Genomic DNA, 25,227 nt, shown 5'->3' on the forward strand with positions numbered 1-25,227 from the left:
CATTTTTAGAGAGTGTTATGTTTAGATTTTTGTTTTTATTATTTATTTTAGTGCCCATCGTGGAGATTGCTTTACTCATCCAAGTGAGTGAAGTGATCGGCGGCTTTGCCACCATAGCACTTGTAATTGTGACCGCCATAGTTGGCGCGAAATTAGTGAAGCAACAAGGTATAGGCGCCATTCAAAGCGTGCAATTACAGATGGCACAAGGGCAAATGCCAGCAAAAGAGTTATTTACAGGGTTATGTGTGATTATTGCCGGTGTTTTACTCGTTACACCAGGCATTATGACTGATGTTTTTGGCTTTTTATTGCTAACACCTGCGATTCGTAACAAACTTGCTGCAAGCCTTGCTAGTCAAGCAACGGTGCGTATGAGTTCACAAGCAAATCACAGCTCTGCTCACTTTCAATACCATAGCAAAACCCCACAACATGAAGAGCCCACTCACCAACCAACAACGATTGATGGTGAGTATGAAAGAAAAGATTAAAATTTTTTAATTTTTATACTTGGATTTTTTTAAGCCACCCCCATTATTGAAGGCAATGAAATGCATCGGGTGGCTCAACCTCCCATGCAAAACACACGATTTTTTCTGTACTGTTCAGAAACTGTTAGGAGAACTAAATAAATGAACATTCGCCCTTTACATGATCGCGTCATCGTTAAGCGTCTAGAAGAAGAAACTAAGTCTGCTGGCGGTATTGTATTAACTGGCTCTGCAGCTGAAAAATCAACGCGCGGAGAAGTAATCGCTGTTGGTAATGGCCGTATTTTAGACAACGGTGAAGTAAGAGCTCTAGAAGTAAAAGCTGGTGACACAGTGCTATTCGGCTCATACGTTGAAAAAACTGAAAAGATCGAAGGTCAAGAGTACCTGATCATGCGTGAAGACAACATTCTAGGCATTGTAGGCTAATCCTACTTTTCGTTTAGCAACCCGTTTATAGAATTTAAGAGGAATTTAATCATGGCAGCAAAAGAAGTACTTTTTGCAGGTGACGCACGTGGCAAAATGCTAACTGGCGTAAATATTTTAGCAAACGCAGTAAAAGTAACTTTAGGTCCTAAAGGCCGTAACGTTGTATTAGACAAATCATTCGGCGCGCCAGTCATCACTAAAGATGGTGTATCTGTAGCTAAAGAGATCGAGCTTGAAGACAAGTTCGAAAACATGGGCGCACAAATGGTTAAAGAAGTAGCGTCTAAAGCGAATGACGCTGCAGGTGACGGTACAACAACTGCAACAGTATTAGCGCAAGCTATCGTAAACGAAGGCTTAAAAGCGGTTGCAGCGGGTATGAACCCAATGGACCTTAAGCGCGGTATCGACAAAGCAGTCATTGCAGCAGTTGAAGAGCTTAAAGCGCTTTCTGTTCCTTGTGCAGACACGAAAGCGATTGCACAAGTAGGTACTATTTCTGCTAACTCTGACAAAGAAATCGGTGACATCATTGCACAAGCAATGGAAAAAGTGGGCCGTGACTCAGGTGTTATCACAGTTGAAGAAGGTCAGTCGTTAGAAAACGAACTAGACGTAGTTGAAGGTATGCAGTTTGACCGTGGTTACCTGTCTCCTTACTTCATCAACAACGCTGAAAAAGGTGCGGTAGAGCTAGACAGCCCTTACATTCTACTTGTAGACAAAAAAGTATCTAACATTCGTGAGCTACTACCTACATTAGAAGCGGTTGCTAAAGCGAGCAAGCCACTACTTATCATTGCTGAAGACCTTGAAGGTGAAGCACTTGCAACACTTGTTGTAAATAACATGCGCGGTATCGTTAAAGTGTCAGCGGTTAAAGCACCTGGTTTTGGCGACCGTCGTAAAGCAATGCTGCAAGACATCGCAGTATTAACTGGCGGTACTGTCATTTCTGAAGAAATCGGTTTAGAGCTTGAAAAAGCAACAATCGAAGACCTAGGTACAGCGAAGCGTGTTGTTATCACTAAAGATGACACAACGATCATCGACGGTGCAGGTGAAGAAGAGGGCATCAATGGCCGTGTTGCACAAATCAAAGCACAAATCGAAGAAGCAACGTCTGACTACGATAAAGAGAAACTACAAGAACGTATGGCTAAACTAGCTGGCGGTGTTGCAGTAATCAAAGTTGGCGCAGCGACTGAAATCGAAATGAAAGAGAAGAAAGATCGTGTTGAAGATGCACTACACGCAACTCGCGCAGCGGTTGAAGAAGGTGTAGTACCAGGTGGTGGTGTTGCACTAGTACGCGCAGCAAGCAAACTTGCTGAACTACTTGGTGACAATGAAGACCAAAGCCACGGTATTAAAGTTGCACTACGTGCGATGGAAGCACCACTTCGTCAAATCGTGACTAACGCAGGCGATGAAGCATCTGTTGTTGTTAACTCAGTAAAAGGTGGTGAAGGTAACTACGGTTACAATGCAGCATCAGGCGAGTACAACGACATGATTGAGATGGGTATCTTAGACCCAACTAAAGTAACGCGTTCTGCACTACAGTACGCAGCTTCAATCGCGGGTCTTATGATCACAACTGAAGCAATGGTTGCTGAGATCCCTAAAGATGAACCAGCTGCTCCAGACATGGGCGGTATGGGCGGCATGGGTGGTATGGGCGGCATGATGTGATAAACATCCCTTCCTAAGCTCTTTGCTTTAAAAACCCAGCTTCGGCTGGGTTTTTGCTTTTTAGCTAAGAGTGAAATAAATTATTGATTCCAAACGCTTATAGAAATTACCTAACAACTCGCTTTTGAGCACATATTCAACTTCGACCACTACGACATTTCACAATACCCACCATATTTCTTTTTCAAGGACTGGCAAGTAGAGTATGCGTAACCACAGCGTTTTTCATCATTAAGCACATGGCAGTATGTTTGTTTATCAGAGGCTGTTGTTTTTTTATTATGGCAATGATAACTACCGTTGGAATGATTAGTGTGACAACCAGATGAGTTAGTTCTTCCAGAATGAGCGTCTAAAGCAGAACTAAACAAAAGACTAATAACAAATAATACACATGACCTATTCAACGATGCTTCCCTTCTCATTTTAGTTAATAAAATAATACTAGTTCATAATTACTAAAATGGTACATCCTAAATGATATATTTTTCTCAAATCGTTTAAGCATTCTAATCACTGAAAACTATGTAGTTTATATTCATGATTACGAAGTTTTACTGACTCTATTAAACTCATCATTTTGCTAACTGAAAGCAACATACCATCAAGATAAAGAAGGTACTTTTGCGCAGATAGCAAAGATACTTCTATACCATTACCAACTAGAATACCCACCATATTATGAAAATAGTAAAAAGCGATTTAGATGACCTGAATAATTTATTGTTGTCGCTCCTAATTGTCATAGGCAGTTACACAATTAATGGGACGATTTTGATTGTTGACTCGTTAATAGAAGTAACACTAATGAATAGTGGCGGTAGCTTTACGAACACTTGTTCCTAAAGCTTAAGTTAATCAACTAAAGGAGAAATTAATGACAACAGAAAAACGCGTACATTGGCATCTTACGCCGAACGGGTGGAATCATAGCAATATCGATGATGATACTAAACTACCAGAAGATAGAGTTCTAACTTTAGAAATTACTTTTGAACGGAATAGTAGCCACACAACGGTAATATGGACTAATGGTAATGGAGAAGAAATAAACTCACTAATAAGTAAGTTTAATCTATCCGAACATTAAATCATTTTTAGTGTCGCTGGTCTGTACTTAGGTTCAGATTTATAAAGGCTTGAGCCGTATGCGGGGAAACTCGCACGTACGGTTCTTAGGGGAGGGGTAGCCAGTAATGGCTACTCCTTACCCGACATAAACATCCCTTCCTAAGCTCTTTGCTTTAAAAACCCAGCTTCGGCTGGGTTTTTGCTTTTGATTTATCTTTTAAAAGTAAATAGTTACTTACTAGCGGGATAAGTTATTTAAAAAGCGCATTTTAGTTATCACTCACCTACTAAAGTCTTAAATTTCTATTTTACATACTTGTACCTAAGTATATACTGGTCAAAGTACGTCACACATGCACTAAAAAAAGCCTTCAGGATAATAATGGATTCAGCTGTATTACACGCCACCGATATAAATACTAAGGATAGCAGTCAAAGTAACATTCATACTTTTATAAAAAAGAGTACCGATCCGCTTCACTCTTGCGTAGAAAAACAACTCGGTGCGGTATTGTTCGATAAAAATATGACGCAGCAATCGTATTTAAACATTTTAATCGCGATGCGTAATAGCTATTCAATGATGGAGCACTCTGTATCAGCTTATGGTGCCACCCAGCAACTGCTTGTTGGCCGCAGTAAGCTTGAATGGTTAGAGCAAGATATTGCTTATTTACAGGCATCCCAAAAAGTCCCATCTGCTAATTCAAACAAGCACGTTGATCTAAATAATATCCATAACGTATCACAAGCATTTGGAATGATGTATGTAATGGAGGGTGCCACTATGGGTGGAGGTCACATATTTAAAGCGCTTAAAAAGCACAGTTGGATAAATGAGCTTGAAGGGATCCGCTTTTTTTATAGTTATGGCGAGCTCAGGGGTGAAAAGTGGGCTCAATATATACAAGCACTAAAACAGTATCATAACCATAATCCAAATTCGGCTGATGATATTTTATTGGGAGCGAACACCGCATTTAGCGTAATCTCTCAATCACTTGGAGATATAAATTGAGCAATAAGTTTGAAGTCTCATTAGATAATTGCCATAAAGAACCCATTCATATTCCAGGTTCTATTCAACCGCATGGCTACTTGCTTGTTGTTGACCCTCAAACACTCAAAGTATGCTATTTCAGCGAAAACATTTTAGCACTTTTAAACACACAAAAAGAGCGCTTACTGGGCTCACATATCAGTGATGTGTTTGCAGCAAATACAGCCGACATTATCGAGAAAAATAAAGCTGAAAAAGACTTTCATGCAATTAATCCTCTTAATATTGAGATAAAAGGAACATCGCCCGATACCTCGATTAAAGGCGCTATTTCTCGTAACGATGAATACCTACTTATTGAGCTTGAGTTTAATCAAAAGAAAGAGCACTCAAGTTTCGACCCTATGAATTACTTGATGAAACAATCACTTCATTTGATTGCAGATTCAAAAGAGCTAAGCTCATCATACGACACGGCGGTAAAAGAGGTTCGCAACTTAACCGGCTTTGATCGCGTGATGCTCTATCAGTTTGACCATGAATATAATGGTCAGGTCGTGGCAGAAGCCAAAAAAGATGAGTTAAACTCATTTTTGCACCAACACTTTCCCGAGTCAGATATTCCTAAGCAAGCGCGCGCTTTATATTTGCGTAATCCTATTAGGTTACTTGCCGATGTAGATGCTGAGGTATCCCCTATCTACCCGCAAGATAAACCGGTAGATTTAAGCACGTGTATAATAAGAAGTGTATCCCCTATCCATTGCCAATACTTGCGCAACATGGGGGTTAAGGCATCAATGTCCATCAGTATTATTATTGCTGGTAAATTATGGGGACTGATTGCTTGCCACCATTATTCAAGTCATGTTGTTCCATTTGAAGCACGACAAGTTGCGCAATATATGGGCTTGATGCTTTCTTATATTATCTCACTGAAAACACAGTCAGTTGAAGCAATCCAAGAGGCCAATGCCACTTCAATCAGTGCAGAAATAGCAGAGCATATGTCTGAAGAGGTCTTTTTTATTGATGGTTTACGCAAACAGGCCCCTGCTCTGCTTAGCATGCTAAACGCAGATGGCGTTGCATGGCGACTAGAAAAAGATATTGAAAGTTTTGGTGATGTGCCCGCAAACGATGATATTAATGATTTGTTTGAATGGATAAAAGAACACCATCTAGAAGATGAGTTACTTTATCATAATCATCATTTATCTAATGAGCATGCTGACTTTAATAAGTTTGCTAATGTAGCAAGTGGCGTACTTGCTATGCCCATCTCTACGAATGAAAACCTATTTATTATGTGGTTTCGTAAAGAGGTCATTGAAACAAAGAATTGGGGAGGGAAACCCGAAAAAATAATTGAGTTTCTTGATGACGGTAGTCACCGCTTGATGCCTCGCAGCTCGTTTCGTTTATGGCAAGAAAATGTTCGCAATAAGTGCACTCCTTGGAAAGCCAACGAAATCTCTTGCGCGTTAAAGTTTCGCAATCATTTGATTAATCATGTAATCGAAAAATCAGAGCGACTTAAAAAGCTAAACAACGTGTTAGAAACTAAAGTGAATGAGCGAACCGTCGCTTTAAAAGCGGAAATACTGACCCGACAACAAGCCGAGCTTGACCTTGAAATCGCACTTCGAAAAGCGGAGGAGTCTAACAAAGAGTTAGAACGTTTTGCTTTTGTTGCATCCCATGATTTACAGGAGCCGTTACGTAAAATCCAAATGTTCGGAGATCGCCTACAAAACTCTAAAGAGCAGATTGGAGAAAGAAACGCGTCGTATATCTCACGTATGATGTACTCTGCAGAAAGAATGCAGAAACTCATCAAAGGGGTACTGAGCTTTTCTAGGATCAATCGAAAAGGTGAAGGTTTTCGTCGCTTTTTAGCACAAGATATTTTTGATGATATTCTTGATGATCTTGAGCTAATTATAGCTGACAAGTCAGCGGTGTTTCACATCGAAGAGGCTGGTGAGATTTATGGCGACAAACGACAAATCCAGCGCTTGTTTCAAAACTTAATTCTCAATGCACTTAAATTTAGCCATCCAAATCAACCACCCATTATAGAAATTAAGTCAGTTGAGCGAACAGACGAGCATATTGTTATCGCTGTCATTGATAACGGAATCGGCTTCAATAGCGAGTTTAAAGACAGAATATTTAACCTTTTTGAACGGGTTCACTCTAAACATGCCTACGAAGGCACAGGCCTAGGCTTAGCAATTTGTAAGAAAATAGTTGAACGCCACTATGGCTCAATTACAGCACAAGCGAGTATCAATGAAGGTGCGCAATTTTACGTTACTTTACCGCTAAGAGAAGTAGAGTTAACTCAACTTTAGTATTTTACCGCTACGTTTGTGGCGGTAAAACTCTACTAATATGCTCTTTTAGTTGTCTAATTTCATTTTCAATGGACTGAAAACGCTGATTTTGAATATATGATTCCTGATCAGTTATTGAGCTTATCTTTGCCTTCACATGCCAGATCTCTAAAATATCATCTCCCTGAATAGAGTATGTTTTGTATTCAGGGTTATCACTCTTAAATAAGTAACTGACAGGGTTTGTGTCATGACGGAACAGGCGCTTAGCAACAATGCCATCCTTAGTGACAACAACGCAAACAGAACCGTTTTCTAACTGTGTGATGTCTTTAACTTGCTCAGTGATAACCGTTTCTCTCGGGCGAATAGTGGGTAACATGCTGTCGCCTTCTACTTCAAAGAGTCGATAGTTACCATTTTCAAATCCTGGAATTTTATAGACATCTAAGGTTTTGATGTAACCTTCATCATTGCATTGATCTATATAACCAGCATGAGCCTCTTCCTTTACAAGTGGAATGAATGAAGTCTCTAAGACTTTTTGATAGCTCTGAAAATGCGAATCATCATACCCCTCTATTCCCAAAATAAGCCAATTGCAGTCAACATTAAACACTTGGCTGATTTTAGTAATCGTACTGAGAGATAAGGTCGACTTGCCAGATTCTAATTGCGATAAAGCACCTTGAGTTATGCCTATTTTATCCGCAAACTCTTGTTGAGAAAGGTTCAATTTTTCGCGTAGAGCTGTCACTCTATTTGTACTAGTGTTATTTAATATCATCGCGTTATTAATAAACTTATGTTTGTATTATAGGTATAAGCAAGTTAATATAACACTTGCTTAGCTAAAGTATATACTACTCGAGTAACTAATTATTTAATTTGTTGTTTTTTATGAAAAAGTAGCTACATAACACAGATAAGCCACATTCTATAAATTCAGGGGTTGCCAATGTTTAACGACAAATTATTTACTAAAAAATTACGCTCTGTGAGCTATATTTTAGTTGCTGATGATGATCTTGATGATCAAGAGCTCATCCGTGATGCCCTTGTTGAAAACAATGTCGACGAAAATAAAATTCAATTTGTCGATGACGGCATGCAATTACTTGAGTCACTTGATAAAAATAAAATTTTACCAAGTCTTATTTTATTAGATTTAAACATGCCAAGAAAGGGCGGAAAAGAAGCATTAGTTGAGCTAAAAAAATCAGAGCGTTATCGTCATATTCCGATTATTATTTTTACAACCTCTGACTCAGAAATTGATATTAAGCAATGTTACAGCTTAGGTACGAATGCTTTCATGACCAAGCCATCTAGTTATTTTGATTTAGTTGAATCAATGAAAATGTTAACTCAATATTGGCTTGTTCAAGCTAGGATTGTGTTAGACTGAGCCGAAAACTTTTTTGGCTCACCTGCTAAACTTGTCATCGCTCGTGCTCGCCAATTCCTTAATCAACTGCCTTACAACGCTAAATAAGTCACAGGGTAACATTCCACGCTCTCCTTCAGCCTTTGCTAAAATATCACCCGCTTTTGCGTGTAAGGTAACACCTAAAGTGGCCGTTTGCGTTGTATTTATCCCTTGTGCAAGCAGCCCTGCAATAATGCCAGTCAGAACATCACCACTGCCACCAACAGCAAGTGCTGGGTTACCATCTGTACACACCCATACTTGGTTTTTGTTAGCCATTAAGGTTCCTGCACCTTTTAGAACACAGGTTGTTGTGTAGCTATGTGCAAGCTCACTTACCGCAGCAAAGCGATTTGCTTCAACATCACTTGCTTTACAGTTAAGTAAGCGGGCAGCTTCACCAGGGTGTGGAGTGATCACCGAATTTACAATTGGAAATGAAGAGGCGTGCTGAGCCAACAATGTCAGTGCATCTGCATCGATTACCAAAGGCTTGTTATGCGTAAAACAATACTGCATAACCGTTTCAAAGACCTCTTCTGACCAAGTATCCAAACCAAGTCCTGGGCCTATTGCTATACAACTTGCCCACTCAAGTGCAGCGGTTAAGTTTGCTGCACTCACCATCAGCTCTGGCCTGCCAATACTCACACTAAGCACAGATTCTGAATGCGTGAACACTCTAACCATACCCGCACCAGTACGCAGAGCTGCTTCTGCTGTTAAACGAATTGCTCCTGCAGTACCCGTATTACCACCGACACATAGTAATTTGCCATGACTTGTTTTATGACTATTGTTCTCTCTGGCAGGCAGTGCATCGGAATTTTGATAGCTAATAAGCGCTGCCGTTGGCTCTGTAAGCTTTAAAAAGGCCTCACCAACCCCTAAGTCGGTAAATTCACATACGCCTGCTTGTGCTCTTCCTTGCCCCGTAACAAGGCCTTGCTTAATCCCAACAAAGGTAACAGTAACAAAGGCGTTAATCGCGACACCTAACACTGAGCCAGTATCAGCATGAATACCTGAGGGTAGGTCTATCGCAATTATTGGGGCACGGCTACTATTCGCTAATTGAATAAGTTGACTAAACGGCGTGCGAACTTCATTTTGAATACCCGTACCAAGTAAACCATCAACGATGACATCGGCTTGATCGAATGCGCTTAAACTCTTCGTAATTGTACCACCAGCATCAAACCACGCTTGTTGAGCAGTGAGTGCATCGCCTTTTAATGGCTTGTCAGGCAAGGCGGCGATCACTGTCACCTGCTTACCCGCTTGTTTTGCTAATCGGGCAACCACATAGCCATCACCGGCGTTATTACCCACACCGACTAATACCACGTACCTGCTAGCATTAGGAAAGTAAGCACACGTATGGTCAAAAACGGCCTTTCCTGCGCGTTCCATCAATTCATAAAGAGTTACTGCGCTTGTTGTAGCAGCAAGCCCTTCATTTTTGCAGATTTGCTCGGCAAGAAATACAGAATGAGAGAGATTAACTGTCATAGTTGTCCTTAACAGAAGCTTTTTATCAGCATATAAGTCCTTAAAAGCGCAGTCAATTCAGTGCTCTATTAGAAGCATAAAAAAACGGCGTATAAGCTAACTTATACGCCGTTTTTTAATTCTTCCTGTAACTTACTCTGTATCAGGTAAATTACGACCGTAGAAGATTTCTTGCATCTCACGGGTTAATTTAGAATAGATAACTTCTTCTTCTTCTTCAGAAAGATCGGCTGTAGAAACCCCGAATAAATAAGTATTCAAGTCAGTTTCTTTTAGCATCATCTTAGTGTGGAACAAGTTCTCTTGATACACGTTTACGTCCATCATTTGGTACGCTTCTTTTGTATCTTCAGTCATGTAGTTCTGAATTGAGTTAATCGCGTGGTCGATATAATGCTTAACGCCATCTACGTCACGGGTAAAACCACGTACACGGTAGTCAATTGTTACAACATCAGACTCTAGGCTGTGGATTAAGAAGTTTAACGCTTTTAATGGCGAAATAATGCCACAGGTTGATACTTCGATATCGGCACGGAACGTACAAATACCGTCATCAGGGTGAGCTTCTGGGTATGTATGAACACAGATGTGGCTCTTATCTAAGTGTGCTACAACCGTTTCAGGAAGAGGACCTGGCGCTTCATCAACGTCATACGTTGTTTGTTGCTCAATCGGCTCTTCAGAAATCAAAATAGTTACACTGGCACCTTGCGGATCATAATCTTGGCGAGAAACATTCAAAATGTTTGCACCAATAATATCCACAACTTCACCTAAAATATCGGTAAGGCGATCAGCACTGTACTGTTCGTCGATATATTCAATGTATTCTTTACGTTGTTGTTCCGTCTTTGCGTAACAAATATCGTAAATACTAAAGCTTAAGCTCTTAGTTAAGTTATTAAAGCCATGAAGCTTAATTTTATCGAAGGGTTTATTCATGCTAAACCAACCTTAAAACGAGTGAAACCTGCACCAGCAGAAATAAAAGTTCGCGGATTTTATACGAATTTTCTGCTCGGAAAAAGCGTTATTTTACCTGTTCTTGCACAACTTCATGGCTGTGAGTGATTTCTACTGTTTTATCAAGCATTAAGGCTACCGAACAATACTTTTCAGCAGACAGTTGAACAGCACGGGCGAGGTGTTTTTCAGAGACATTATCGCCAGTAACCACAAAGTGTAGATTAATCTTAGTAAACACGCGAGGGGCTGACTCAGCACGCTCAGCAGTTAACTTTACTTGTACATCACTAAACGACTGTTTGGCTTTTTTAAGAATGCTTACTACATCAACAGATGAGCAACAGCCCGCTGACATCAGCACCATTTCCATTGGGCTTGGTGCAGCACTGTCACTACCCGCATCAAATACTACATTGTGGCCTGAATTTGAAAGGCCGATAAAAGTGTCACCTTCTACCCATTTTACATTCGCTTGCATATGTTTTGTCTCTTACAATTATTTTTGCTTGATTGTAAGCAAGTCACACTGATATGCAATCGAAAAACGATATTAGGCTTTGAAAGGTTATGCGCTCTCTATAACGGCATTGTCGAACAAGTTTTTCACAAGGCCAGCAAACTCATCGATAAACGCATGCTGCTCAACAGTGACTGGCTGATTAGTTACACTACTGAGTACTTCTTGTAAGTCATACACAATACCGTCAACTTCACGGACTATTTGGCTTCGCTGTTCTGTGTTTAGCTCTGTATGTTGTTCACAAAGAAGCATCACATTCTCAGCAATAACATCTTCAATTAACTCTAAAACGGTAGGAGCTCCTGGTTTTATTTGACCAGGCTTCTCAAATAGCGCTAAATTTTGAGTGAGATACATGACGAGATCATCGTATCCTTGCCTATCTAAAACCATACCACTGTACACCTAATAAAATTTATAACTCTATTGATTTAAGCAGAAAGCGCTTTTAATTGCTACCTTTGCTATAAAGCTAATACAAAAAAAGCAGCCTAGGCTGCTTTTTTAACTATAAGTACCGATTAATCAATTTTTAGACCTGGGCTTAAGGTAGCCGGCATCGCTACTTTTTCTAGCTCAACCGAAGCAACTGGATAAGCACAGTAATCGGCCGCATAGTAAGCACTCGCTCTATGATTACCCGACGCGCCAATACCACCAAATGGTGCAGCACTTGATGCGCCCGTGATTGGTCGGTTCCAGTTCACAATACCAGCACGAATACGACGTAAGAAGTGGTCGTAATCTGCTGCGCTGTCACTTAATAAGCCTGCTGACAAGCCAAAGCTTGTGTCATTCGCTTTATCAATAGCAGCATCAAAATCAGTGAAACGGAATACTTTAAGTAGTGGTCCAAAGTGCTCTTCGTCTGGGAAGTTAGCTACATTTGTACACTCTAAGATACCCGGTGTTACAAAGCCGGTATTTTCTTTGTGCGTTAGCTCAACTAGCACCTCAGCGCCAAGCTCAACAAGTTGCTGTTGCGCAGCAGCCATACCGGCAGCAGCCGCTGCTGAAATCATCGAGCCCATGAAAGGTTGGTCTTCAGCGTCGTAGTCACCCACTTTAATCGCTTTAGTCGCCTTAATAAGGCCTGCAAGGATTGCATCACCCTGCTCACCTGCTGGTAAAAACAGCTTACGCGCACACGTACAACGCTGACCTGTAGAGATAAACGCTGATTGAATAATATCGTGAATAGCTGCTTTTGTATCTGCAACATCAGTAACGATTAGAGGGTTATTACCACCCATTTCTAAGGCTAAGATTTTACCAGGCTGACCTGCAAACTGTTCATGTAAAATGTGGCCTGTGCGTGAAGAGCCTGTAAAGAATAAACCGTCGATCCCTTTATGAGATGCAAGTGCTTTACCTGTTTCAACTTCACCTTGCACAAGGTTGATAACACCTGCAGGCAGACCCGCCTTTTGCCATAACTTTAACGTTAACTCAGCAACAGCGGGGGTTAGCTCAGACGGTTTAAATACCACGGTATTACCAGCTAATAATGCAGGTACAATGTGGCCATTTGGTAAGTGACCAGGGAAATTATAAGGGCCAAACACAGCTACAACACCATGAGGCTTGTGACGAATCATCGCACGGCCCTGTGGCATTGGGTTTTCAACATCACCTGTACGCTCTAAAAATGCTTTTTCAGAGATAGCAATTTTACCCACCATAGCACCTGCTTCAGTGCGTGTTTCCCAAAGTGGTTTACCGGTTTCTTGTGCGATAGCAACCGCTAATTCTTCGCTGTGCTCTTTTAATGTTTCTGCGAATGTTTTTACAATCGCTAAACGCGCTGCAAATGATTTGTCAGCCCAGCTGTAGAATGCTTCACGCGCAGCACTAACTGCGCTATCTACTTGTTCGGCAGTTGCTGTGTTTGCTTGCCAAATAACGTCGTTGTTTGCAGGGTTTACAGATTGAAATGCATGACCAAGGCCTGCTTGCCATTGACCATTAATAAATTGCGCTGCATGCGTCATGACTGTCTCTCCTAAATTTAAAGTGCGGCAACTGATACACTGTCACCTGCATTAAGGTGGAGTGCTTTTGCAAGTTCTGCTGATAATGTGATTGTATCTGCATCACATGGCAAATTAACTTGCGCTACAGTCGCTCTAAAATCGACAAGTTTATCGTTTGCTATCAGTGCGGTAGTTTCACCTTGGCATTCACCAATTTCTACGCTAAGTGTTTTAGCGTTACGAATGGTAGCGATATTATCTACTTTTGCTTCCACTGTCGGGCCTGCATCAAAAATATCCACATAGCCATTAAAGGTAAACCCTTCACTTTTAAGCAGTTCAATGGCTGGACGTGTGTTGTCGTGCACTTGCCCAATAACTGCTTGTGCGTCTTTGCTCAGTAAGTTGACGTAAATTGGGTATTTAGGCATTAACTCAGCAATAAAGACTTTCTGGCCAATACCTGTTAAGTAATCGGCAGTCGGAAAATCCATTGAAAAAAAGTGCTCTTCTAGCCATTGCCAAAATGGGCTTTCACCATTTTCGTCTGAAACACCGCGCATTTCTGCAATAACTGTTTCTGCAAAACGTTGCTTATGTTGATTAATAAACATAAAACGCGCTTTTGAAAGAAGCTTACCGTTATTATTTTTACGGTAACCATCTTTTAAAAACAAAGTACAAAGCTCTGTTGCACCCGTGTAGTCATTACATAGCGTAAGAATATCAACCGCTTTGTAAACATTCAGTGTGCGCGATGAATGAATTGCCTTGCTCAAATGATAGTGATAAAACGCATCATCCAAGCCAACCGCCGCTTCGATACCTGAGGTACCAACCACTTCACCGGTTTCGCTATCTTCAAGAACAAACAAGTAACCTTCATCACCTGGTTGCGATGCAGCTTTTGCAAACGAGCTTACAGAGTGATCAATTTTCTTTTGTAACAACTCTTCATTATTCGGCAAAGACGTAAAGCCATGGCCTGATTCATCAGCAATTTTTACTAATGCTGAAAAGTCGTTTTGCTGGATTGGGCGAAGGATCATCATGAGTCCGCTTGCTCCCTTATAAATAACGGTAAATAAGAAATGTGGGCAAGCAAATACTTGCCCTGAAATGACAGTTGGATAATTAGCCGTTTACGACTTTAGCCACTGCTTTTTCGAAACGAGCCATACCTTCGCGGATATCAGCTTCTGGAATAACAAGTGACGGTGTGAAACGAACAACATCTGCACCAGCAACTAAAGACATAACGCCTTCTTCTGTACCAGCAACTAAGAATTCTTTTGCACGACCTTTAAATTGCTCAGTAACAACAGCACCAATTAAAAGACCTTCGCCACGGATTTCAGTGAATACATTGTACTTGTCGTTAATATTCGTTAGTAGCTCACGGAATAATGCAGATTTTTCTTTAACGCCATTAAGTACTTCTGGTGTGTTTACTGTATCAAACGCTGCTTCTGCTACTGCACACGCAAGTGGGTTACCGCCATAAGTAGAACCATGCGTACCTACTTTTAAGTGCTTAGCGATATCAGTTGTCGTGATCATCGCACCGATTGGGAAACCACCACCTAACGCTTTTGCAGTCGTTAAGATATCTGGTGTTACATTAAGACCTTGGTACGCGTAAAGCTCACCAGTACGACCAACACCCGTTTGTACTTCATCAAAAATTAATAATGCATTATGTTTCGTACACAGCGCACGCACACCTTCAACAAACTCAGCAGTTGGAGAAATAATACCGCCTTCACCTTGCAGAGGCTCCATCATTACCGCACACGTATTGTCTGAGATAAGCGCTTCAAATGCTGCTAAATCGTTATAATCACAGTGAACAATGTCACCCGGCTTAGGACCAAAACCATCAGAGTATGCGGCTTGACCGCCTACCGTTACTGTGAAGAATGTACGGCCGTGGAAACCTTTATTGAATGAGATAATTTGTGACTTTTGCTCACCATAGTTATCAAGTGCAAAACGACGTGCTAATTTAAGCGCCGCTTCATTTGCTTCTGCACCCGAGTTAGCAAAATACACTTTTTCTGCAAACGTAGCGTCAGTCAGTTTTTTAGCAAGACGCAGTGCAGGCTCATTGGTCATTACATTTGATAGATGCCAAATTTTCTCGCCTTGCTCTTTTAATGCATTTACTAGAGCTGGGTGACAATGGCCAAGACAGTTAACAGCAATACCACCTGCAAAGTCGATAAACTCACGACCTTCTTGGTCCCACACGCGAGAGCCTTCGCCTCGAACTGGAATAACACTTGATGGTGCGTAGTTTGGAACCATTACTTGATCAAATAATTCGCGATTGACTGTCATTTTATATCCTCATAATTGTAAGCACACACAGAGTAAGATGGCACTAGCAAGTAAAAAACAAGCCCTTTTAATGAGCCGATTGAGCTTAGCGCAAAATCACCAAAATTACTCTTTGGTTCAATTTTCATTCATCCATTATTTCAGAAAATTTGCCATCTGTCTCTTAGAAAACTTTCATGCAGCCCTTGAAAATAAAGGGCTTGAGATATTTTTTCATAGATAGTGAATAAGTATTTGAAAGTGATTTTATCAGTAAATTACAAGAAAAAGGCGCGATACTAGGAGGGCAAGCTTATATAGATTAGCGAAACATTGTTGATGAATTGAACTCAACTATGAATGAATAGTCGCAAAAAAAATGTTAATTTTTTTAATTTATTTTGATATTGAAATTCTCAAAATTGCACTTAGCCAGATGTTTTAGCTCTGTTTGAGTAAAACCAAAATACGTAAACCAAGACTGAATTTCGTCTTTTTCAACTAACTGATGTTCGTTCAAGCTCAAAAATTGTGCATAACATCGTGCTTTTAAAATAACACGAGTTAAAGGTAAACTTTCATCGCTAATCGGATGTGGCGAGATAAGTTGCTCCATGACCGCCTTGAAAGGCAAATAGCGAAAAGCCATTTGTTCAATCACTTTAGTAGTAATCGTCATTGATAACTTACTCAATAAAGAACTTAAAAATAATGGGTCTGGTTTAAGTTCAAGCAGGGCGGTATGAAGATCCTTATTCTGCTCTTCACGTGCCATAGTCACTTTACGTTGCCATACACGTTCGAATGTACGCAAGTACAATCTTACCAAGGCAATCTTGCCTACATCCATTAGCATGCCAAGAGTAAATGCCTGTTCTTCATTAACGTCATTCAACTTTGCTATCTCTTGCGCTGCAATCGCACACGCCATCGAATTATCACGTAAGCGACGCTTTAACAATGGAAATGGTTCAGTGCTATGAGGCATCCAATGACGTACAGCAAACGTAGGCACAACAAACTTTAAATTATCCAGCCCGATATAACGTAGTGCTAATAACGGGTTATCGACCTTAACTGATGTATTTTTACTGCGTTGCTTACGATAAAAAGGCAAATTAACAAGCGCGACCAACTCTCGCCCTAACCAAGATAAGTCTTGTACCAAAGGCTCAATTCGCCCTACAGAAGCCGATTTTACAGCGAGGATATCAATAATTGCTGGAACAGCATCTTGTATACCAATTGTTTCATGGATAACAGAATCAATATCCTCAAGCTGCTTGTTCATTGCCGTTTCGATAACTTGGTGTAATTGCTTACTCGCTTGTGCGCGGTATTTATGGTGGGCCGTGCTGGATTTCTGGCGCTTCTTATGAGCGGCAACTTCCACCTCTAATAAAGTGCGTTGCTCGATTTTTTCACCATAGTCAATTTCAAGTGTATGAATATAACCAATTTGACGTTGTGCAAAACTATGACCAAGCAATAAGTCATGCGCACGCTCGTCGAGCATCATTGCAATCCTTTGTTGGCGATCTTTTTCAGTTATTTGCACAGGCGTTTTTTCGTTCATAATTGTTAATTCAATAAACTTAAGATTAGAAGCGAGTTAAAAAGTTAGCAAGTAGTTCAAGCCCCTGCTCTGTCAAAATTGCCTCGGGGTGAAACTGAACCCCTTCGAGCGCTAAGTTACGATGCATTAAGCCCATAATCTCGTCTAAATCATGGTTTACTTCAGTCCATGCGGTAACCGTCAATTCATTGGGTAATGTTTGCTTATCAACAACCAAAGAGTGGTAACGACACACGCGAAGCGGGTTTTCAAGCCCAGTAAAAACACCTTGATTGGTATGCTGAATAACGGATGTTTTACCATGCATCACCTGCTTGGCCCGAATGATCTTTGCTCCAAGAGCTTGTGCAATAGATTGATGACCAAGACAAATTCCCAAAATTGGCAACTGGCCTTTTAATTGTTCAACAACCTCAAGTGAAATACCAGCTTCGTTGGGAGAGCAAGGCCCAGGTGAAAGCACAATATGCTCAGGCTTGAGCTGCTTGATTTCAGCAATACTGATTTCATCATTTCGTTTTACCAATACATCTTGATCTAAGCGCTGAAAATACTGCACTAAGTTATAGGTAAACGAATCATAATTATCAATCATTAACAGCATTGCATGTAACCCAGAAATACGGACTCAAAATAATGAGCGCGTATATTACCTCAAGCACTAAAGAATGTCGGCATAAATGCCCTATTCTGAAGCGAATAAATGTGCTGCAAGTGCCGTTTTTTCATCTTCATCAAGCTTTTTTGAGCATTTATTATTAAAATCATAGCGCACCAACACTGTTTTACCGACTGCGCAACATGTGCCCTGCTGCCAAGCTTCTTGCCTCACTACAAATGAACTTGAACCGATATGCTCCACGCTTGTTTTTATTTCAACCTCATGGCCGTAAAATAGCTCGCCGACGAAACTGACTTCAACCTTAGCAATAATCAATTTCCAGTCGTGAGGGTTTAAATCAGGTGTAAAAAATTTAAAAATAGGGACACGCGCTGCTTCAAACCATATGGGGAGTACGGTATTGTTGATGTGCCCTAGAACATCCGTTTCGCTAAAACGAGGCGAGATTTTTTCTGTAAACATAGTAACCCTATAAAAAAATATAAATAAAAGGTAGCTCATGACGGACTTTATTCGTGTATACGAAAACGCCCTTAGTAAAGAATTTTGCGACAACTTTATCACGCTATTTGAACAAAGCGCGCATTTAAAGCAGGGCATGACCTCTGGCGGCATCGATTTAGCAAAGAAAGATAGTCATGACTTATATCTGAGTAATCATCCAGAATATGCTGAACAATTAAAACACATTCAGCAAGTTACTGCTGGTTACGTCTTTAAATACATTGAAGAGCACATATTCATGATGATTGGTGCCTTTGGGTTGAAAGTGTATCATCCCAAAACAGGAAAACCAGTTGATTTAACACAAGATAACTATGAAGAAGTCGGTAAACCTCAACTGCCATTATTAGTCCAGCAAATTTTTAGAATGGGTCCTATTCAGGCACAAAAGTACGATATTAATAAAGGTGGCTACCCGTATTGGCATAGTGAGGTATACCCACAAATTGGCCATAACGAAACCTTGCATCGTGTGCTGTTATTTATGTTTTACTTAAATGATGTCGAAGAAGGTGGAGAAACAGAGTTTTACTATCAACAACGTAAAATATCGCCAAAACAAGGCTCTATGGTAATAGCGCCAGGTTACTTCACGCATACTCACCGTGGCAACAAGCCCATTTCAAATGATAAGTATATTTTAACGTCGTGGATTTTATTCAACCGCGCAGAACAAATTTATGGACAGCCGCAGTCGTAAACTTGTTATATTAGCTATCAGAAACGACATTCTGATAGCTAACTAGTAACGTGTTTACATCTTTAATAACTGATCAAATAAATCGAAAACCTGATCGAGTTCTTCAATAGTGTTGTAATGCATACAACCAATACGTACTACACCGCCGGTATCTAATACACCTAGCTGCTTACACAAACCTTGTGCATAGAAATTACCATCCCACACACAGATATGCTGTTTGCCTAAAAATTCAGACACGATACGCGGCTCGATACCTTCAAACGTTAAAGCAAAAGTCGGTGTACGCTCTTCTAAACGCGCCAAATCATTAATACCAAATAACTTAATACGTGGATAATCTGCTAAGCGAGTTAAGAAATGCTTACTGAGTGACATTTCGTGTTGTTTAGTGGTAGCAAATGCAGCAGCGAGCTTTTCTCGGCGTGAATGACTATCATCAAGCTCACTAATTGCAGCAATGTAATCAACCGCAGCAATAAGGCCAGCCAGGGCTTCGAAGCTTTGTGTACCGGTTTCCCAGCGACCTGGCACAACATCTTTTGCAGGTTCAACTTTGTATGGTGTGAAACCTTCAAGGTGCTCGCGTTTACCATAGACAATACCAAGGTGAGGACCAAAGAACTTGTATGCAGAGCACGCTAAAAAGTCACAATCAAGCGCTTGTACATCAACCAGCTCATGAGGTGCGTAATGAACGGCATCAACATAGACTAACGCACCAACGGCATGAGCAAGCTCAACAATGCGTTTAATGTCATTAATTGAACCAGTGGTGTTTGATGCATATGTCACAGCAACAAGCTTTGTTTTGCTAGATAAAAGGCTTTCAAAGTGCGCCATGTCTAAGCTGCAATCAGCTTCGTTGATAAGCGCCGTTTTTACTGTCGCACCTTTATCTTCAGCAGCTTGCTGCCACGATGAAACGTTTGAGAAGTGATCAGCATTCGTGACAATAATTTCATCATTTTCAGTCCAATCACGCGAAATTGCACGGCTAAAGCTAAACGTTAAGCTTGTCATGTTTGCACCAAACACGATTTGCTCTTTAGCTGGCGCATTTAATAAATCGGCTGCGGCTTGGCGAGCGTTTGCCATTAGCTCAACAGTTTTATCACTTGAGAAAAATGCACCGCCTAAGTTTGAGTTGTAGTAACCCAAATAAGCAGTCATGGCACTTAAAACTGACTGCGGCACTTGCGAGCCACCAGGGCCATCAAGGAAAATCGGCGACTGACCTGCGACTTGTTGCATAAGTGCAGGAAATTGGCGACGTAATTGCGTTAAGTTCATACTATACCCTTACGCAGTGAGTACGAAGCAATCAAGGTAACCTTCTTTGCTTGCGTCTAATTTATTCATTGGTGTAGCGTTGTGCCATACTTCACGATCATTAATCAGTGCGAACATACCGTCTTTAATTTCCATTTTGAAACATGGCTCTGCTTGCTGGTGTTCATAAACAAGTAGCTCACCACCTTCTAAGTTTTCGTGCGATACACCACATACACACACGTGATCAAAACCATCTTGATGAACACCTTCTGGCGCAGCAGGTGTGTCGCTGTCGATCGCAAGCATTCTGAATTGGTGAATTTCAATATCGCGGTCATCGCTAATACCCGTCATATCGCGGAACTGATTAACGATTTGCTTCATGCCATCAGTGGCTAATAGGCTATCTTCTAAGTTCTCATAAGTACGCTCAACATTACCTTGAAAGGTATTGATTGAGTCGTCTTGTACGAATGCTTTTGTTGCTTGTAGTTTTAGTTCACCATCAACAACTTTAATTACTGAATAACGACGCTTACGAAATTCACCATCTGCGTATGGATTAGCAGGAAGGTTAGCAAAAGAAGGCTTTACTGCGTCAATATGTGCTTGGCTTACAAAGCGAAGTTGTAAGAGGTTCTGGTTGTTTAATGTAGTCATAAAGATCTCGCCTTAAATGTTGAGAATATTGGCGAGGATTTTAATGCAATTGAAGGGAAAATATTGCGTTATTATGTAAACTCAATGCAGTTATTGATCAATTTTAAGATCGATAAAGTCAAAATAATGAAAATTTAATCTAAAATATAAAAAGCCCGCAAAAATGCGGGCTTTAAAGTAAAAATACGCTATTTACTTATTAAACAGCTTGCTGAATGATTACTTCATCTGCCTTTTTCGTATACTGAGGCATACGGTGGAAGTTTAAGTAACGGTAAGTATCAGCTGCCGTTGCATTGATCTTAGCTGCGTACTCTTGGTACTCAGCAGGTGTAGGAAGTTTACCTAAGATTGCTGCTACTGCAGCAAGCTCTGCTGATGCTAAGAATACGTTTGCGCCAGTACCTAGACGGTTAGGGAAGTTACGCGTAGAGGTAGACACAACCGTTGCTTTATCAGCAACACGCGCTTGGTTACCCATACATAGTGAACACCCTGGAGTTTCGATACGAGCACCTACACGACCAAAGATACCGTAGTAACCTTCGTCAGTAAGTTGGTCTTTATCCATCTTCGTTGGTGGTGCAACCCAAAGTTGAGTTGGGATACGACCACTGAAACCATCTAGTAGTTTACCTGCAGCACGGAAGTGACCGATGTTAGTCATACAAGAACCGATGAACACTTCATCGATTTTCTCGCCAGTAACGTCAGAAAGAAGGCGTGCATCATCAGGGTCATTTGGCGCACAAAGGATTGGCTCTTTGATATCTGCAAGGTCGATTTCGATTACATGCTTGTACTCTGCATCAGCATCCGCTTCCATAAGCTCTGGATTCGCTAACCACTCTTGCATTGCGGTGATACGACGCTCAATAGTACGAACATCGCCGTAACCTTCAGAGATCATCCACTTAAGCATTACAATGTTTGACTCTAGGTATTCAGCAATAGACTCTTTAGAAAGCTTAACTGTACAACCTGCCGCTGAACGCTCAGCTGATGCATCAGAAAGCTCGAAAGCTTGCTCAACAGTTAGGTGCTCAACACCTTCGATTTCTAGTACGCGACCAGAGAATTCGTTGATTTTGCCTTTCTTCTCAACTGTTAGAAGACCTTCTTTGATACCAAAGTAAGGGATAGCATGAACTAGGTCACGTAGTGTGATACCTGGCTGCATTTCGCCTTTGAAACGAACTAAGATTGACTCAGGCATATCAAGAGGCATTACACCTGTTGCTGCTGCAAATGCTACCGCACCTGAACCCGCAGGGAATGAAATACCTAGAGGGAAACGAGTATGCGAGTCACCACCAGTGCCTACTGTATCTGGTAATAACATACGGTTTAACCATGAGTGGATTACACCGTCACCTGGACGTAGTGATACACCGCCACGGTTCATGATGAAATCAGGAAGTGTGTGGTGAGTGTTTACGTCGATTGGTTTAGGATAAGCTGATGTATGACAGAAAGACTGCATTGTTAAGTCTGCAGAGAAACCTAAACAAGCAAGATCTTTAAGTTCGTCACGCGTCATAGGACCTGTTGTATCTTGCGAACCAACAGTGGTCATTTTCGGCTCACAGTATTGACCAGGACGTACGCCAGGCATGTTACATGCTTTACCAACCATCTTCTGAGCTAATGTGAAGCCTTTACCAGAATCAGTTACAAGAGCAGGTTTGCGGAAGATATCTTCAGCTTCCATACCTAGTGATGCACGTGCTTTATCCGTTAAACCACGACCGATGATTAGTGGAATACGACCACCAGCACGCACTTCATCAAGAATTACGTCTGATTTTAAGGAGAAAGTAGAGATTACTTCATCAGTACCGTGACGCTTAACAACACCTTCGTATGGGAAGATATCGATTTGGTCGCCCATGTTTAGCTCGTCAACAGGAAGTTCGATTGGCAATGCACCAGAGTCTTCCATTGTGTTGAAGAAGATAGGCGCGATTTTACCGCCTAAACATACACCACCAACGCGTTTGTTTGGTACGTGAGGAATATCATCACCCATGAACCAAAGTACAGAGTTAGTTGCAGATTTACGAGAAGAACCCGTACCAACTACATCACCAACATAAGCAAGAGGTAAACCTTTCGTTTTAAGCTCTTCTAGTTGTGAGATTGGGCCCACTTCACCTGGTTTTTCAGGGTTGATACCTTCGCGCTCATTTTTTAGCATTGCTAAAGCGTGTAATGGAATATCAGGACGAGACCATGCATCTGGTGCAGGAGAAAGGTCATCTGTATTTGTTTCGCCAGTTACTTTGAATACCGTAACTGAGATTTTTTCAGCAACAGCTGGCTTATTTACAAACCACTCTGCATTTGCCCAAGACTCGATTACTTGCTTAGCAAATTCGTTACCTGCTTTCGCTTTTTCTTCTACATCGTAGAAAGCATCGAACATTAATAATGTATTTGATAAACCTTTAACAACGATTGGTGCTAACGCTGCGTCATCTAAAAGATCAATCATAGGCGCGATGTTGTAACCACCTAACATAGTACCAAGTAGCTCAGCAGCTTTTTCTTTTGATACCAATGGAGAGCTCGCTTCACCTTTTGCAACTGCAGCTAAGAAACCTGCTTTGATGTAAGCTGCATCATCAACACCTGGTGGTACGCGGTTAACAAGAAGATCAAGAATAAACTCTTCTTCGCCTGCTGGTGGATTTTTAATTAGTTCAATAAGATCAGCCGTTTGCTGAGCATCTAATGGCGCTGGTACGATACCTAACGCGGCACGTTCTTCTACGTGTTTACGATATTCTTGTAGCACAATATTGCCCTCTTGGTGACGTGAAAGTACTCGGTAGTATTAAACTAAATACCAAATATATAACCCAGTACTTATAGTATTCTGACGATTGATTATAAAGCTTTTAAGTATAGATGAAAATCCATGCTGCGGTTAGGCACTTTATATTCACTATAAATAACATGAATAGTAGTTAAAAAAAAAGCTATTCAGATGAATATTTATTAAGTAAGAATCATTCTTATTTTAGGCATAAAAAAACCCAGCCATATGGCTGGGTTTCTCAAAACTTACAACTCACTATTAACGCATAACTTTTACACGTTGAGTTGACGTTAGTTGCGCTTCAACACGACGGTTTTCAGCGTGAGCTTCTAAAGTGTTTGCTTCATTCTTCAAACGCTCTTCACCATAGCCTTTTGTTGAAATACGATCTTCAGAGATGCCGTCTTTGATTAATTCATCAGCAACATCATCAGCACGCTTTTTAGATAGAGTCATGTTGTACTCAGCATCACCTACTGCTGAGGCATGGCCTTCTAAAACAACCGTTGCGTCTGTATTTTCCTTCATGAAGGTAGCAACTTCAGCAATGTCATCAAAGTAGCGTTGTGGAACAGCCGCTGAGTCATGAGCAAAGCTAACTAGTAGGCTAATTGTTACTGGCTTCTCTTCATACAAAGTACAACCCGTTGCATCTACAGCGTCTGTCATCGGCGTGTTTGCACATTGGTCATCAGCATCAATTACACCATCGTTATCAGAATCTGAATCTGTTGGCTCTTGAACAACAACTGGAGCTGGCTCAACAGGTGCCGCTGGCTCGCTTGATTGACCGAATAAGTAGCTTACACCAAACTTAGCATTTAAGTCTGACTCACTGAACTCTAAACCTCTGTAGTAAGATGTTTCAAAGTTAACTGATAGACCCTCAGTTACAAAGTGTTGGTAACCTAGACCAATATTTGCAAATGTACTTTTCTCGTACACATCAATTTCTTTAAGACCTAACACACCGTAGAATGGACCACCAGAAAAATGGTGCAGCATGTCGATGCCGTATCTATCCATGTCCATGTCGTACTTATCACCCGTGATTAGGTGTTCAGTATCAATATTTCCATCAGCGTACTCTAAACGAGCGCTCCAGTAATCTGAGAATCGGTAACCAATCTCAGCACCGAAACCTGTTGCATAACCAGTTCTCACGTTAGGTGAGTAATCTGTTGCAATCCAAGATGCATCGTAGTAGTCACCGAATACACCGATATAAAAACCTTCTTTCTCTGCAGCAAATGTTGATGCACTAGTTGCAGCTAATGCGATCGCCATAGTAAGTGATTTTAATTTCATTGTTTCCT

24 protein-coding genes are annotated in these 25,227 nt (G+C 40.9%); 8 read left to right on the forward strand and 16 right to left on the reverse strand.

The genetic code is table 11. The features are described from left to right. Window positions 1-17 precede the first annotated feature (17 nt). The 3 genes from L3V38_RS14600 to groL all read left to right on the forward strand — a co-directional run bounded on the left by L3V38_RS14600 (window position 18) and on the right by groL (window position 2,621). A complete protein-coding gene (locus L3V38_RS14600) occupies window positions 18-494 on the forward strand; it encodes an FxsA family protein (protein WP_130151522.1) in 477 nt (158 codons plus the stop codon). A gap of 141 nt (window positions 495-635) precedes the next feature. Continuing rightward, on the forward strand, window positions 636-923 hold the full coding sequence (locus tag L3V38_RS14605; RefSeq protein ID WP_062568255.1) for a co-chaperone GroES: 288 nt from the start codon (window positions 636-638) through the stop codon (window positions 921-923). Between the two features lie 51 nt (window positions 924-974). After that, entirely contained in the window at window positions 975-2,621 is a 1,647-nt protein-coding gene (gene groL / locus L3V38_RS14610) for a chaperonin GroEL (protein ID WP_237119847.1), read from the forward strand. Between the two features lie 149 nt (window positions 2,622-2,770). Here the strand turns inward: groL and L3V38_RS20250 are convergent, their stop codons facing one another. Further along, window positions 2,771-3,046 (reverse strand): YHYH domain-containing protein, encoded by a 276-nt coding sequence (locus L3V38_RS20250; protein WP_276574292.1) that lies wholly within the window; start codon window positions 3,044-3,046, stop codon window positions 2,771-2,773. Between the two features lie 452 nt (window positions 3,047-3,498). Between L3V38_RS20250 and L3V38_RS14615 the strand changes: the two genes are divergently transcribed. The 3 genes from L3V38_RS14615 (at window position 3,499) to L3V38_RS14625 (ending at window position 7,049) form a co-directional block, all read left to right on the forward strand. After that, on the forward strand, window positions 3,499-3,711 hold the full coding sequence (locus L3V38_RS14615) for a hypothetical protein (protein WP_237119848.1): 213 nt from the start codon (window positions 3,499-3,501) through the stop codon (window positions 3,709-3,711). Between the two features lie 363 nt (window positions 3,712-4,074). Continuing rightward, window positions 4,075-4,710 carry a biliverdin-producing heme oxygenase gene (locus L3V38_RS14620; RefSeq protein ID WP_237119849.1) on the forward strand — a complete coding sequence of 212 codons (636 nt, stop codon included), beginning with the start codon at window positions 4,075-4,077 and terminating at the stop codon, window positions 4,708-4,710. Beyond that, complete coding sequence (locus L3V38_RS14625; RefSeq protein ID WP_237119850.1) at window positions 4,707-7,049, forward strand: ATP-binding protein; 2,343 nt, start codon at window positions 4,707-4,709, stop codon at window positions 7,047-7,049. Before L3V38_RS14620 ends, L3V38_RS14625 begins: the two co-directional genes overlap by 4 nt. Window positions 7,050-7,059: 10 nt before the next feature. On the opposite strand, the gene L3V38_RS14630 is transcribed toward L3V38_RS14625, so the two are convergent. Then, on the reverse strand, window positions 7,060-7,788 hold the full coding sequence (locus tag L3V38_RS14630; RefSeq protein ID WP_165381497.1) for a LexA family transcriptional regulator: 729 nt from the start codon (window positions 7,786-7,788) through the stop codon (window positions 7,060-7,062). A gap of 201 nt (window positions 7,789-7,989) precedes the next feature. On the opposite strand from L3V38_RS14630, the gene L3V38_RS14635 reads away from it, so the two are divergent. Continuing rightward, entirely contained in the window at window positions 7,990-8,439 is a 450-nt protein-coding gene (locus tag L3V38_RS14635) for a response regulator (protein WP_062568251.1), read from the forward strand. An 18-nt stretch (window positions 8,440-8,457) separates the two neighbouring features. Here the strand turns inward: L3V38_RS14635 and L3V38_RS14640 are convergent, their stop codons facing one another. The 10 genes from L3V38_RS14640 to L3V38_RS14685 form a co-directional block, all read right to left on the reverse strand. Next, window positions 8,458-9,972, reverse strand: a complete 1,515-nt coding sequence (locus L3V38_RS14640) for an NAD(P)H-hydrate dehydratase (RefSeq protein WP_237119851.1) — start codon at window positions 9,970-9,972, stop codon at window positions 8,458-8,460. 132 nt (window positions 9,973-10,104) lie between these two features. Beyond that, on the reverse strand, window positions 10,105-10,917 hold the full coding sequence (gene speD, locus L3V38_RS14645; RefSeq protein ID WP_054552422.1) for an adenosylmethionine decarboxylase: 813 nt from the start codon (window positions 10,915-10,917) through the stop codon (window positions 10,105-10,107). Between the two features lie 88 nt (window positions 10,918-11,005). After that, window positions 11,006-11,419, reverse strand: a complete 414-nt coding sequence (locus tag L3V38_RS14650) for an OsmC family protein (protein ID WP_054552421.1) — start codon at window positions 11,417-11,419, stop codon at window positions 11,006-11,008. A gap of 87 nt (window positions 11,420-11,506) precedes the next feature. Further along, the gene (locus tag L3V38_RS14655) at window positions 11,507-11,854 is read right to left on the reverse strand and encodes a DUF3802 family protein (protein WP_062568248.1); all 348 of its coding nucleotides are present in this window, start codon (window positions 11,852-11,854) and stop codon (window positions 11,507-11,509) included. Window positions 11,855-11,982: 128 nt separating this feature from the next. Further along, window positions 11,983-13,452 (reverse strand): succinylglutamate-semialdehyde dehydrogenase, encoded by a 1,470-nt coding sequence (astD, locus tag L3V38_RS14660; protein WP_130151515.1) that lies wholly within the window; start codon window positions 13,450-13,452, stop codon window positions 11,983-11,985. A gap of 17 nt (window positions 13,453-13,469) precedes the next feature. Then, window positions 13,470-14,486, reverse strand: a complete 1,017-nt coding sequence (gene astA, locus L3V38_RS14665; protein ID WP_130151514.1) for an arginine N-succinyltransferase — start codon at window positions 14,484-14,486, stop codon at window positions 13,470-13,472. A gap of 82 nt (window positions 14,487-14,568) precedes the next feature. Beyond that, window positions 14,569-15,774, reverse strand: coding sequence for an aspartate aminotransferase family protein (locus tag L3V38_RS14670; RefSeq protein ID WP_237119852.1), 1,206 nt, complete (start codon window positions 15,772-15,774; stop codon window positions 14,569-14,571). A gap of 370 nt (window positions 15,775-16,144) precedes the next feature. Further along, on the reverse strand, window positions 16,145-17,305 hold the full coding sequence (locus tag L3V38_RS14675; RefSeq protein WP_237119899.1) for an HDOD domain-containing protein: 1,161 nt from the start codon (window positions 17,303-17,305) through the stop codon (window positions 16,145-16,147). Between the two features lie 49 nt (window positions 17,306-17,354). After that, window positions 17,355-17,933 carry an aminodeoxychorismate/anthranilate synthase component II gene (locus tag L3V38_RS14680; protein WP_130151512.1) on the reverse strand — a complete coding sequence of 193 codons (579 nt, stop codon included), beginning with the start codon at window positions 17,931-17,933 and terminating at the stop codon, window positions 17,355-17,357. A gap of 81 nt (window positions 17,934-18,014) precedes the next feature. Next, window positions 18,015-18,413 carry a thioesterase family protein gene (locus tag L3V38_RS14685; RefSeq protein ID WP_237119853.1) on the reverse strand — a complete coding sequence of 133 codons (399 nt, stop codon included), beginning with the start codon at window positions 18,411-18,413 and terminating at the stop codon, window positions 18,015-18,017. A 37-nt stretch (window positions 18,414-18,450) separates the two neighbouring features. Here L3V38_RS14685 and L3V38_RS14690 point away from each other — a divergent pair, with 37 nt between their 5' ends. Beyond that, window positions 18,451-19,155 carry a 2OG-Fe(II) oxygenase gene (locus L3V38_RS14690; RefSeq protein ID WP_237119854.1) on the forward strand — a complete coding sequence of 235 codons (705 nt, stop codon included), beginning with the start codon at window positions 18,451-18,453 and terminating at the stop codon, window positions 19,153-19,155. 54 nt (window positions 19,156-19,209) lie between these two features. Here the strand turns inward: L3V38_RS14690 and L3V38_RS14695 are convergent, their stop codons facing one another. From L3V38_RS14695 to L3V38_RS14710, 4 genes are all read right to left on the reverse strand, one after another. Then, window positions 19,210-20,448 (reverse strand): cysteine desulfurase-like protein, encoded by a 1,239-nt coding sequence (locus L3V38_RS14695; RefSeq protein WP_237119855.1) that lies wholly within the window; start codon window positions 20,446-20,448, stop codon window positions 19,210-19,212. Between the two features lie 9 nt (window positions 20,449-20,457). After that, entirely contained in the window at window positions 20,458-21,090 is a 633-nt protein-coding gene (locus L3V38_RS14700; RefSeq protein ID WP_130151508.1) for a 2OG-Fe dioxygenase family protein, read from the reverse strand. A 199-nt stretch (window positions 21,091-21,289) separates the two neighbouring features. Then, the gene (gene acnB / locus L3V38_RS14705; RefSeq protein ID WP_130151507.1) at window positions 21,290-23,887 is read right to left on the reverse strand and encodes a bifunctional aconitate hydratase 2/2-methylisocitrate dehydratase; all 2,598 of its coding nucleotides are present in this window, start codon (window positions 23,885-23,887) and stop codon (window positions 21,290-21,292) included. A gap of 282 nt (window positions 23,888-24,169) precedes the next feature. Next, window positions 24,170-25,219 (reverse strand): OmpA family protein, encoded by a 1,050-nt coding sequence (locus L3V38_RS14710; protein ID WP_130151506.1) that lies wholly within the window; start codon window positions 25,217-25,219, stop codon window positions 24,170-24,172. Window positions 25,220-25,227: the final 8 nt, after the last annotated feature.

This window comes from Pseudoalteromonas sp. L1 (genome assembly GCF_021728095.1).
Taxonomy (GTDB): Bacteria; Pseudomonadota; Gammaproteobacteria; order Enterobacterales; family Alteromonadaceae; genus Pseudoalteromonas.